Origin of the sequence: uncultured Algibacter sp. (assembly GCF_947495675.1) — a bacterium.
Lineage (GTDB): Bacteria > Bacteroidota > Bacteroidia > Flavobacteriales > Flavobacteriaceae > Algibacter_B.
This window is the reverse complement of record NZ_CANLZX010000003.1, coordinates 1-12,482: the sequence shown is the minus strand read 5'-3', so window position 1 is coordinate 12,482 and position 12,482 is coordinate 1. Positions and strand designations below refer to the sequence as shown.

7 protein-coding genes and 1 pseudogene are annotated in these 12,482 nt (G+C 33.2%); 7 read left to right on the top strand and 1 reads right to left on the bottom strand.

Annotated elements, in window-relative coordinates; translation table 11 throughout:
• The first annotated feature begins 99 nt into the window (after positions 1 to 99).
• From Q0842_RS02670 to Q0842_RS02650, 5 genes are all read left to right on the top strand, one after another.
• A complete protein-coding gene (locus Q0842_RS02670) occupies positions 100 to 1,329 on the top strand; it encodes a T9SS type A sorting domain-containing protein (RefSeq protein ID WP_298494053.1) in 1,230 nt (409 codons plus the stop codon).
• 224 nt (positions 1,330 to 1,553) lie between these two features.
• Positions 1,554 to 3,041, top strand: coding sequence for a sulfatase (locus tag Q0842_RS02665; RefSeq protein ID WP_298494051.1), 1,488 nt, complete (start codon positions 1,554 to 1,556; stop codon positions 3,039 to 3,041).
• A gap of 41 nt (positions 3,042 to 3,082) precedes the next feature.
• Entirely contained in the window at positions 3,083 to 4,915 is a 1,833-nt protein-coding gene (locus tag Q0842_RS02660) for a glycoside hydrolase family 2 TIM barrel-domain containing protein (protein WP_298494049.1), read from the top strand.
• A 65-nt stretch (positions 4,916 to 4,980) separates the two neighbouring features.
• The gene (locus tag Q0842_RS02655) at positions 4,981 to 7,401 is read left to right on the top strand and encodes a glycoside hydrolase family 2 TIM barrel-domain containing protein (protein ID WP_298494047.1); all 2,421 of its coding nucleotides are present in this window, start codon (positions 4,981 to 4,983) and stop codon (positions 7,399 to 7,401) included.
• A gap of 19 nt (positions 7,402 to 7,420) precedes the next feature.
• A complete protein-coding gene (locus Q0842_RS02650; RefSeq protein ID WP_298494045.1) occupies positions 7,421 to 8,551 on the top strand; it encodes a glycoside hydrolase family 88 protein in 1,131 nt (376 codons plus the stop codon).
• Positions 8,552 to 8,920: 369 nt separating this feature from the next.
• Here the strand turns inward: Q0842_RS02650 and Q0842_RS02645 are convergent, their stop codons facing one another.
• Positions 8,921 to 9,424 (bottom strand): phage integrase SAM-like domain-containing protein, encoded by a 504-nt coding sequence (locus Q0842_RS02645; protein ID WP_298494043.1) that lies wholly within the window; start codon positions 9,422 to 9,424, stop codon positions 8,921 to 8,923.
• Between the two features lie 406 nt (positions 9,425 to 9,830).
• Between Q0842_RS02645 and bglX the strand changes: the two genes are divergently transcribed.
• Complete coding sequence (gene bglX, locus Q0842_RS02640) at positions 9,831 to 12,119, top strand: beta-glucosidase BglX (RefSeq protein WP_298494041.1); 2,289 nt, start codon at positions 9,831 to 9,833, stop codon at positions 12,117 to 12,119.
• Positions 12,120 to 12,315: 196 nt separating this feature from the next.
• Positions 12,316 to 12,482 (top strand): annotated as a pseudogene (locus Q0842_RS02635) (transketolase); the annotation flags it as partial.

Genomic DNA, 12,482 nt, shown 5'->3' with positions numbered 1-12,482 from the left:
AAAAATGTAAAAATTTTGAAAGTAATGGTACAATAGTGCAAGGAAACAATAGCAATACGTTCATAAATTTGAGAATAACTAATATAAAATAAGACAATTATGAAAAAATTTTTACTTTTTATTACTTCGATTGCAACTTTCGTAGGTTATAGTCAAACATTCGATAATATTCCTGTTATTGGAGAAACTAGCTCGTCAAGAGTTTTAATTAACAAACTTATTGCATCTCCGGGAGGACCCGACTTAACAAATGAGTATTATGAGGTTAGGGGAACGCCTAATGCTGTTGTGCCATCAGATTTGTACCTTATAGCTATAGAAGGAGATGGTGATGCAGGTAAAACAGACATGGGGAGAATTAGAGATGCTGTTCAACTTGGAAATGGATCTACAACTTTTGGGTCAAACGGAATCTTAGCACTTGTTGCAAACTACACACAAGATGGTGGTGGAGTTACCACAAATCCATATTCAAGTGTTATTTCTGCCAGCGCAAATGTCATCGTTATTGAGTTAGCAGGTCCGGATGTAACCAGTGGGAGCTCTAGTGCAGTAACTAGTAAAAATCCAGATATTGGGTATGATGGTAATTTTTCAGATCAAGGCGCAACGTATATGTTAATTCAGGTAGCTGGAACATCTGTTGAAGATTTGAAATTAATTGATATTGATTCAGATAATGATGGTATAATAGATAATACCGGAAGTCATACCACAGACTGGACATTGCATGACTCCGTATCTTGTTTAGATTATGATGATTCAATTGCGTCTGGAGATACTGGAGAGTATGGATATGGGCAAATTGTGTTTGCAAGAAATTACACGGGTAACGAATCTGATTATAAAACGACTACTAGTGCGAACGTTATTCATCTTTTTGATGGTAACCCTGTCTATGTATTAAGACAAGGCACGAACACCGGCTTTTCGGTAAATGATTGGATTGGAGCTGGAAGTGGGGCTGCTTCATCTGCACCTAATTGGAAATTTTCTAGTGCTAAAGTTTCTCCAATTGAATTTGCGAGTTACGAAATGCCTAATAGTATTTTTGGAGAGCTAAATCCTACTGCAGGCACACTATCGGTAAATAGTAATGCATTTGCTTCTAAAATTGCAATTTATCCAAACCCAGCTGATGAATTTATAACAATCACTTCGAGTGTAGAAATTGAATCTGTTGAGATTTTCGATATGTTAGGCAAAAATGTTTTAAAGAGTGAATTAGTTAAAGATAGAATTAATGTTTCTAATTTAACTTCAGGAATTTACATGTTAAAATTTAATAGTGTAAATTCTAGTTCAATAAAAAAGATTATTATAAAATAGTTTGTTTTAGTTTAGTTTTAATTAATAGCGTGTAGTTAATTAAACTGCGCGCTATTATAATTCAAATATAAATTAGCGTAAAACAATAATTTCTCGTTTGACGTAGCTATATGAATGGGTAACGATGGGACGCAACATGATTATGCAATCCAAAAATTAGAGCGAGTAGATTAGATTCAACATAAGGATACTTAATGAAACGATTAATAAAATTTTAAACGAATATGACTATTTTTAAATTAAGCAAACAAGTTATTCTGTTATTACTGTTGTCGCTGACATTCTCATGCCAAACTAAGAAAGAACAAAAACCTTATAATGTATTATTTATTGCTGTAGATGATTTAAGAACCGAGCTTAATTGCTATGGCGCATCGCATATTAAATCGCCCAACATTGATAAATTGGCAGACAATGGTATCCGTTTTACAAATGCACATGTGCAGCAAGCCATTTGTATGGCTTCAAGAGCATCTATTATGTCTGGGATAAGACCAGAAAAACTAGGTGTTTATACAGGTGAGTCTGTTAAAGATATAATGCCAGAAGTATTAACCATGAATAAATTTTTCGAGCAAAATGGTTATGAAATAGCTTCTGCCGGAAAAATTTATCATTATACTGAAGATACAAAAGCTCAATTTGGTGATACTTACATCGAACCAGTCTCTAGCTGGAAAGCCAAAGGTTATGTTACAAAAGAAGGTTTTAAGTCTCTTGAATTAACTACAAAACCAGGAAATGGATTAGCTTTTGAGACGGCAGAGGTTCATGACACCATATATCCAGATGGACTTAATACATTAAATGCTATGAGAAAACTAGAAGACCTTAAAAAAAATGATAAACCTTTTTTTATGGCTTTTGGTTTAATAAAACCTCATTTACCTTTCAATGCACCTCAAAAATATTGGGATATGTATCCAGAAGCCTCCGTTAAGTTATCAGAGTTATCAGAAAGACCAGAGAATTCTAGTAAATATACAATGCGTTATGGCGGAGAATTAGGAAATTATTATGGTATGCCAAAACTGTTTGAAGATGTTCAAGATTCAACGGCTATAACCTTGCGTCGCGGATATTATGCTTGTGTGTCTTATATAGATGCACAAATAGGGAAATTGGTGAATAAATTGGATGAACTAGGGTTAAAAGAAAATACGATAATTGTGCTTTGGGGAGATCATGGGTATAAACTTGGGGACTATAACAGCTGGTGTAAATGGTCTAATATGAATATTGATACCAACATACCTTTAATAATTAACGTACCCAATGGAGTAAAAAGCGAAGTATATACGCATCCTGTTGAAGCATTGGATATGTATCCAACATTAGCAGAATTGTGTCAACTAAAGCAACCTGCTCATTTGGAAGGAAAAAGTTTAGTTTCGATTTTAAATAATCCAAAGCAAGAGCCTAAGTCTAAATCTTACGCCTATTCCGTTTGGCCAGATAATCGTTGGAACTACGATAAAACAATAATGGGGTATTCAGTAACAGATAATCGGTTTAATTATGTTGAATGGGTAAAACTGGATACAGGAGAAGTGCTTGAACGTGAATTATATGACCATTTAAACGACCCAAAGGAAACCATAAATGTAATAGCTGATAACCAGTATAAAAATATAATCTTAGAGCTTGGAGAAAAAGTGAAGTTTAAAAAAGAAACCACAGATCACAATCATAATTTTAAAAACCTTAAATAATCAATCAATACCCTAAACTTAAGTTTTAAAGAATATAAATCATGAAAAAAATAGCATTAATCTTATTCGTGTTAATTTCAAATATCGTGCTATTTGCACAAGATAATTTATTGCAAAACAATTATTTGAGAGAAGGTGTAACCCTAAATGGACGATGGAATTATATTGTAGATGTATACGAGTCTGGATATTACAACTACAGAAGAGAGCCTCACGACGAATCTGAAAATCCAGGTGCTGGTGCTTACTTCATGAATGCAAAGCCTAAAGATAAAACAGATAGGGTTGAATACGATTTTGATGCGGCACCAACATTGTTAGTTCCAGGAGATTGGAATTCACAAAAGGAAAATTTATACTATTATGAGGGTACCTTATGGTACAAAAAATCTTTTGATGTTCCCAACTACGATAGTTCTAAAAGGTATTATCTGCATTTTGGAGCAGTTAACTATTTTGCCGATGTCTATGTAAATGGAAAAAAGCTCGGTGCTCATAGAGGTGGATTTACACCCTTTAATTTTGAAATGTCTAAAGTATTAAAAGCCAAAGATAATTTTGTAGTTGTAAGGGTAGATAATAAGCGTTTTCCAGATGAAGTGCCAACAGTAAGTACCGATTGGTGGAACTATGGCGGTATAACTAGAGATGTTACGATTTATGAATTGAGCCAAACCTTTATTGAAGATTATAGTATTCAATTAGATAAAGCCAACAGTAAGCAACTAAAAGGCTTCACTCAATTAAATGGAGAGAGCAAAGCAAATACTCAAGTAGTAGTGAAAATTCCAGAATTGAATATTAGTAAAACCTATACTACAGATAGCAAAGGCTTTGTAGAATTTGCCATACCAGTTAAAAAGATTAATAAATGGAGTGATAACAATCCAAAACTTTATACGGTTTCAATTTCGACAGATACTGATAAAATTTCTGATAAAATTGGATTTAGACGTATTGAAACTAAAGGTTCAGATATTTTACTTAATGGAGAAAAAGTATTCTTAAAAGGAATTTCTATTCATGAAGAAAATGTAATGCGTGGTGGTAGAGCACATTCTATTGAGGATGCGCGCGTTCTTTTAGGTTGGGCTAAAGAATTGGGATGCAATTTCGTAAGGTTAGCACATTATCCTCATAACGAGAACATGGTGCGTTTAGCCGATAAAATGGGGCTTTTAGTTTGGGAAGAAATTCCTGTGTATTGGACCATAGATTGGAAAAACATGGAAACCTATAAAAAAGCAGAAACGCAATTAAAAGAAGCAGTTACTAGAGATAAAAACAGGGCGTCGGTAATAATTTGGTCTATGGCCAATGAAACACCACAATCAGAAGAGCGACTTAGTTTTTTAACCAATCTTGCAAAAGCAACAAGGGCATTGGATAATACACGTTTAATTACTGCAGCTTTAGAAGATCACCCGAGTGCAGACGATAAAAACATTATGGTTATTGAAGATAAATTTTCAGATGTTGTGGACATTGTGAGCTTCAATCAATATTACGGTTGGTACGGAGGTAAAATTGAAGATCTAAAAAACATCCGATGGGAAATTGATATTGACAAACCAGTAATTATATCCGAATTTGGAGCAGCTGCACTACAAGGTTTTCATGGCGATAAATCTACCATGTGGACAGAAGATAACCAAGCATATCTTTATGAGGAAACCTTACCAGCACTAGCAAGAATACCCCAATTTAGTGGTGTAACACCTTGGATTTTAACAGATTTTAGATCGCCGCGTCGCATGCACGATGTCTATCAAAACGGTTATAACAGAAAAGGATTAATTTCTGAAACAGGGAATAAGAAAAAAGCATTTTACACGCTACAAAAATTTTATAAAAATTTGAAAACACAGAATTAAAAAGTGTTTATCTGATTAGCACAAGCTATTTTTTTGATACTAAGTTTATATTTTATTACATGATAATGACATTAAAAATCTCATCGTTAAAGTTTTTAATTACTTTAATAACTTATTCCATTACGGTTTCATGCTATGCAGAAACGAAAAATGATACTCCAAGAAGTAGAGTTAATAAAAATGCAAATTGGTTGTATTTAGAAAATTCTGCAAAAAATATTAGTGATGCATTACAAATAAATAATTGGCAAAAAATTAATTTACCGCATAGTTGGAATGCCTTAGATGCTACCGATGCAATACCAGGTTACAGAAGAAGCGCTAGTTGGTATAAAAAAGATTTAGAAATATCTGATATTGACTCTAATCAAATCTATCAATTGTATTTTGAAGGTGTCAATATAGAAAGTGAAGTTTACGTCAATGGGGAAAAGGTAGGTGAGCATACAGGTGGCTATATTGGTTTTACTATTGATATTTCAAAAGTCATAAAAAAAGGGAATAATGAAGTTTTAGTTCGGGTAGATAATAGTTATAACCCAGAAGTCATTCCATCTCAAAAAAGTGATTTCTTCATATTCGGAGGTATTACGAGAGATGTTTGGCTAGAAACTTTACCGATAAACCATTTATCTAATTTAAAAATTACCACACCAAAAGTATCTAATAAAAACGCATCATTGGTGGCCACAGTTACCATTAATCAAACGGGTAATTCAAACTTAAAAATTAAAGCCTCTTTAATAGATAGTAATGGTAAATCTGTTATGTCTTCCAAATTTGATATTGTTGATAATAATTCTAAAATAATATTCAATAATATAAAGAACCCAAAACTTTGGCATACAGACTCGCCTAACCTTTATACACTAAAGGTAGAACTTGTTGATGGAAAACCAGTTAAAGATGAAATTTCTGAAAAAGTGGGGTTCAGATGGTTTGAATTTAAAGATCATGGTGCTTTCTATTTAAACGGAAAAAGATTGTTATTACGAGGAACTCACAGACATGAAGAGCATGCAGGTGTTGGTGCTGCTATGAGTAATGCCCAACATCGAGCTGATATGGAACTGATGAAAGACATGGGAACTAATTTTGTCCGTTTAGCACATTATCCGCAAGATCCAGAAGTATATAAAGCTTGTGATGAACTTGGTTTATTGGTTTGGGATGAATTGCCTTGGTGCAGAGGAGGCGTTGGAAATGCTGTTTGGAAAACGAACACAAAAAAAATGTTGAAAGAGATTATTAATCAAAATTATAATCATCCGAGTATTATTTTATGGTCCTTAGGAAATGAAATTTATTGGTTGCCAGATTTCGAAAATGGAGATGATAAAACAGAGATAAACACGTTTTTAAATGAGTTGAATGATTATGCCCATAAATTAGACCCATCAAGAAAAACGGCTATTAGAAAATACTATGAAGGTGCTGATATTGTGGATGTGTTTTCGCCTTCCATTTGGTCTGGCTGGTATTCAGGAAGCTATAAAAGTTATCAAAAAGCCATTGATAAGTATAAAAAAGAGTACCCTCATTTTTTGCATGCTGAATACGGTGGTTCTAGTCATGTTGGCAGACATACAGAAAATCCTATTACAGGAGAAGGGAAAATTCAATCTGATGGTTGGGAAGAAGCTATCGTTCAAACTGATGTTGCAAATATTGCCCAAATAGGCGATTGGAGTGAGAATTATATTGTCGATTTATTCGATTGGCATCTACGGATTTCTGAAAATGACCCAACGTTTGTTGGAAACGTGCAATGGGCATTTAAAGATTTTGGAACGCCTTTACGTCCGGAAAATGCCATTCCGTATATGAATCAAAAAGGATTAGTTGATAGAGAGGGAAAACCCAAAGATGCATTTTATGTTTTTAAAAGTTATTGGAGCAATGACCCATTTACATACATTGAATCTCACACTTGGACAGAGCGACAAGGACCGGAGGGGAAATCAAGAGATATTAGCGTTTATAGTAACTGTCCTGAGGTAGAGTTGTTTCTTAACGGTAAAAGTTTGGGAATCAAAAAGCGAAATACGTTAGATTTTCCAGCAGCTGGTTTAAATTGGACTGTAGATTTTGTTAATGGCGAAAATAATTTAACGTCTTTAGGTAAAACTAAAGATGGCACACAAGTCGCGGATGAATTAAAAATAAATTACAGATTCGTTAAAAATCAACAAGCTCAAAGTTTAAAGTTAGAATACACAGCATTAGAAGATGATAATTATCTGGTAACTGCAACCGCAATAGATAAAAATGGATTGCGTTGTTTGGATTATGAAGAGCGCGTATATTTTCAGTGTTTAAATGGTGGAGAAGCTTCAGTAAGTCACGGTACGCCTACCGGAAGTGAAGTTATTGAAATGGCAAACGGACAAGCGTCAATTAAAGTAAAAAGAAAATCTAATACACAACCTATACAAATGATGGTATTAAATCAAAGTTTTAAAGGCACGTATTTAATTATAGATTAATTTATAAATGAATAAAGAGATGAAAAATTCAATTGTTTTATGCTTAGCAGTATTAACACTTTTTAATTGTACAGTAGCCCAAAAGGCCACTACACAAAATTCTATAAATAAATCTGAAGTTAAAGCATCAATGATTAAGGCTTTAAAATGGCAAGAAGCACATCCAATTATGGCCGAGTCGCCTACTGATTGGACTAATGGAGCTTACTATACAGGGGTTGCTAGAGCGCATCATGCAACAAAAGATATGGTGTATATGGCCGCTTTAAAAAATCAAGGCTATTGGAATGATTGGAAAACGTATGATAGAGTTTATCATGCTGATGATATAGCTATTTCCTATAGTTATTTATACGTTGACATAAATGGAGGACGTAAAAATTATGTGGATTTGGAACCTACAAAAAACTTTTTAGATGAGCACTTGCGCAAACCCAATGAATGGAGTTTAGGAACAGATAAAAATAAAATGAAGAATATTTTGTGGTGGTGGTGTGATGCCTTGTTTATGGCGCCTCCAGTTATTACTCTTTATGCTAAGCACAAAAATCAGCCTGAGTATTTGGATGAAATGCACAAATATTATTTGGAAACTTATAATCAACTTTACGATAAAGACGAACACTTATTTGCTAGAGATTTAAGATTTGTATGGAACGGATCAGTAGATGATAAGAAAGAGGAAAACGGAAAGAAAATATTTTGGTCAAGAGGAAATGGATGGGTAATAGGTGGTTTAGCTTTAATGTTAGATGATATGCCCGAAGATTATAAACACCGATCATTTTATCTGAATTTATATAAAGAAATGGCATCTAAAATCCTATCCATTCAATCAGAAGATGGATTGTGGAGTACGAGTTTATTGAGTCCTGAATCGTATAATCACGGAGAGGTTAGTGGTAGTGGTTTTCATACTTTCGCTCTGGCTTGGGGTATTAACAACGGACTTTTAGAAAAAAAACACATACCAGCAGTGACCAAAGCTTGGAATGCCCTTAAAAAATGCCAGCACGAAGACGGGAGAGTTGGTTGGGTACAGAATATTGGTTATGATCCGAGACATGCCGATGCAGATAGCTGGCAAAACTATGGCACAGGCGCTTTTTTATTAGCAGGTAGTGTGATTTTAAAAATGGAAGACAAATAGTTAGAAGACTTTGTTTTTCGTTTTAATAGTCTTACTTAAAATCTAAGAAAATGAATTCATTAGAGAATAAAATATTAATAACGGATTAGACCTAGCAACAATAATAATAGATTTATTAGAAAAGATTTAGACGAAGAGTTATTTGAACTATTAGTTTTAATATCTGTAAACAATCTTACTATTGGAAAAGACGTGGGAATAATATCTTATAATGAGACTCTGTTTAAGCGCTTGTTGGGTTTAGATGTTTTCACAACAGATTTCATAAAAATGGGCGAAACCGCTGCCTCCATGATTATAAATGAAGAAAAGGGGGAAATTAAAAACAAGTTTAGGTTTGTTCATATTACATTCATTGCAGTAGTTTCGTTAAGAGAGCAGTTGCCTCTTAAGTAAATTTTTAAACTTTTTAAAAAACCGTTCATCAATTTCTTGAAAAGCGAGATGTCTTACTTTACAATATTTTTCTATATAACTAACCCAAGCTGAGTTAGTAGAAAGACGATTCATTTTCCCCTCAACTTGTAGAGCTTCAAGGTGTTCATCAACAAAATCAAAAAATGTAAGGTTTGATCTGGGTTTGTAAATCTCTTTTTTAATTTGATTTGCAGAAGCATCTTTATTGTTGGTTTGTAGAGCAATAAGACCTTTCCGAGCTTCAGATAATTTTAACGTTATAAGGTTATTTAAACTTTCAGAATTTGGGTGGGATTTTTTGATTTCATTATTTTTTGAATCCCAATCCTCTAAATCTATATAATGACCAATAAGTTTATAAGTAGAGCGTCGATTTTTAGTTATTCGAATTGCAAGTGGATAAAGCCCTTTGGTGTTGGGCTTTTTACGTAGAACTATTTTTGCACTTGCTGACATCGTTGACATGTTTTGCGAAAGTCAAATCAGGATATCATTTGATTAAGTACTTATGTAAAGATACAAATTATTATCTGCGTTTGGGTACAACATAGGTACAACAAATATTGATATCATATGATATTATATGACTTTAAAGAAAATTGACGAACACTTAAATCATTGAAAATGAGTGTATTTGTATTTCTTTGGTGCAATATACGCTAGACTTAGGATCTAGTGCCGCGAGGTGTGGGAGTTCGAGTCTCCCCGCCCGCACCAAATTAAGGTAAAACGTTTCTCTTTTTTAGAGGAGCGTTTTTTTATTTATATGAATTTCTACTAATTCGTTTTATAAATAAATTTACATTACTTAATGTATTATATAAATTCAAATGAATAAATTTGAGAAACTAATATACTCAAGATGAAAATACATACATTCCTCATTATACTTTTATTAATTACATTATCTAGCTGTAAATTAGTTGATTATGATTCCGTAAAGGTTGAAAATGAAACCATCGTTGAAAAGCAAATAGATTCATTATTAGAGATAATGACAATTGAAGAAAAGGTTGGCCAGATGAACCAATATAATGGCTTTTGGGATGTTACAGGCCCAACACCAAAAGTAGGTAATGCTGTTAAAAAGTATGAGCATTTACGTAAAGGATGGGTAGGGTCAATGTTAAATGTAAGAGGAGTAAAGGAAGTTCGTGCAGTACAAAAAATAGCAGTTGAAGAATCTCGATTAGGAATACCTCTTTTAATAGGATTTGATGTTATACACGGTTATAAAACATTAAGCCCTATCCCTCTTGCAGAATCAGCTAGTTGGGATTTGGAGGCTATTAAAAACTCAGCTAGAATTGCTGCAATTGAAGCGAGTGCTTCTGGCATTAATTGGACTTTTGCACCTATGGTAGATATATCTAGAGATGCTCGTTGGGGGCGTGTTATGGAAGGTGCTGGTGAAGATCCTTATTTAGGAAGTAAAATTGCTCAAGCTCGTATTAAAGGTTTTCAAGGCGATAATTTATCTGATGTTAATACAATTGCAGCAACTGCTAAACATTTTGCAGCCTATGGTTTTTCTGAATCAGGAAAAGAATATAATACTGTAGAAGTTAGTGCATCAACTCTTAACAATGTAGTGTTTCCTCCATTTGAAGCCGCTGTAAAATCTGGTGTTAAATCATTTATGAATGCTTTTAATGAGCTAAATGGTGTTCCTGCAACTGGAAATAATTTTTTGCTAAGAGATGTTTTAAAAGAAAAATGGCGTTTTGATGGATTTGTAATTTCAGACTGGGGCTCTATTTCAGAAATGAAAGATTGGGGTTATGCCGAAAACGATAAAGAAGCAGCAAAAATGGCTGTAACAGCTGGTTCGGATATGGATATGGAATCTTATATTTATATTAAATATTTGGTTCATTTAGTTAAAAATAAAGAGATTGATGAAGCCATAATTGACGATGCGGTTAGGAGAATTTTAAGAGTAAAGTTCGAATTGGGATTGTTTGATGATCCATATAAGTATTGCGATGATAAAAGAGAGGCTGAAATGATTGGTAATTCAAAACACCATGAGGCAGTTTTGGATGTGGCAAAAAAATCTATTGTGCTTTTAAAAAATGAAAATAATTTACTACCATTAAAAAAGAATGGTCAAAAAATAGTATTGATTGGCGCATTGGCTAGTGATAATAATAGTCCCTTAGGTAGTTGGCGTTTAGCTGCAGATGATAATACTGCAGTTTCGGTTTTACAGGGTATGCAAAATTATAAAGGCAATGATTTGATTTTTAAAAAAGGTGCAGATGTGTCTATTGGAAAAACAGCTTTCACAAAGGAAGTTGTAATAAACAATTCAGATAAGAGTGAGTTTAATGAAGCTAAAGAAGCTGCCAAATCTGCTGATGTTGTTGTTATGGTTTTAGGTGAGGTTGGATTTCAATCTGGAGAATCAAGAAGTCGAACTAATTTGCAATTACCAGGTGTGCAGCAAGAATTATTAGAAGAAATTTATAAAGTGAATAAAAACATTGTATTGGTCTTGAATAATGGGAGGCCATTAGCTTTAACTTGGGCAGACAAACATATACCCGCAATTATTGAAGCATGGCAATTAGGAACTCAAACAGGAAATGCTGTAGCTCAAGTTTTGTATGGCGATTATAATCCTAGTGGAAAACTACCAATGACTTTTCCTAGAAATGTTGGTCAAGTTCCTATTTATTACAATTACAAAAATACAGGTAGGCCTGTAAATTCTAACAATAATGTATTTTATTCACATTATATTGATGTTGAAAGTTCTCCATTGTACCCTTTTGGATATGGATTAAGTTATTCAACTTTTCAATATTCTAATTTATATTTAAAACCGGTTTCTCTTATGGCAGATAACCCTAAGATTGAAGTAACTTTAAATATTAAAAACACAAGTAATACTGATGGTAAAGAAGTGGTTCAACTTTATATAAGAGATTTGTTTGCTAGTGTAGTACGACCTGTAAAAGAGTTAAAAGGTTTTGAATTAATTGAATTAAAAGCAGGAGAAACTAAAGCGGTCTCTTTTATTTTAGATAAAAGCACATTAGGTTTTTATAATAATAATGGTGACTATATCGTAGAGCCAGGAAAATTTAAGGTTTTTGTTGGAGGAAGTTCAAACACAAGTTTAGAAAAAGAATTTGAACTAAATTAGTTTAATAATCTTTAATTAAAATGCCTGTTTTTTGAAAAAAAGAAAATGTGAACACTGTTATTAAATTATTTCAGCATTTAGTAATACCCATCTACTTAAAGATTATATATTTGCAATTAGAGTGTTTTTTGAAAGTGTTTCTGCCTTTCAATAGGCACATTTTTAAGCAACTAAATATAAATCATAATTAAAAAAAATGAACAAAGAGATTAATTTAAAGGCAGCAGATAATATTAGAGCATTGGCGGTTGCTATGGTAGAAAAAGCGAATTCAGGACACCCAGGAGGTCCCATGGGAGGCGCAGATTTTATGCACATATTATATTCAGAATTTTTTAATTATGATCCTTCAGATATGACATG

What these genes read in the sequence shown, in the direction of transcription:
- Q0842_RS02670 (WP_298494053.1), top strand. Translation starts at nt 100, where the DNA reads ATGAAAAAATTTTTACTTTTTATTACTTCGATTGCAACTTTCGTAGGT.
- Q0842_RS02665 (WP_298494051.1), top strand. Translation starts at nt 1,554, where the DNA reads ATGACTATTTTTAAATTAAGCAAACAAGTTATTCTGTTATTACTGTTG.
- Q0842_RS02660 (WP_298494049.1), top strand. Translation starts at nt 3,083, where the DNA reads ATGAAAAAAATAGCATTAATCTTATTCGTGTTAATTTCAAATATCGTG.
- Q0842_RS02655 (WP_298494047.1), top strand. Translation starts at nt 4,981, where the DNA reads ATGACATTAAAAATCTCATCGTTAAAGTTTTTAATTACTTTAATAACT.
- Q0842_RS02650 (WP_298494045.1), top strand. Translation starts at nt 7,421, where the DNA reads ATGAAAAATTCAATTGTTTTATGCTTAGCAGTATTAACACTTTTTAAT.
- Q0842_RS02645 (WP_298494043.1), bottom strand. Translation starts at nt 9,424, where the DNA reads ATGTCAGCAAGTGCAAAAATAGTTCTACGTAAAAAGCCCAACACCAAA.
- bglX (WP_298494041.1), top strand. Translation starts at nt 9,831, where the DNA reads ATGAAAATACATACATTCCTCATTATACTTTTATTAATTACATTATCT.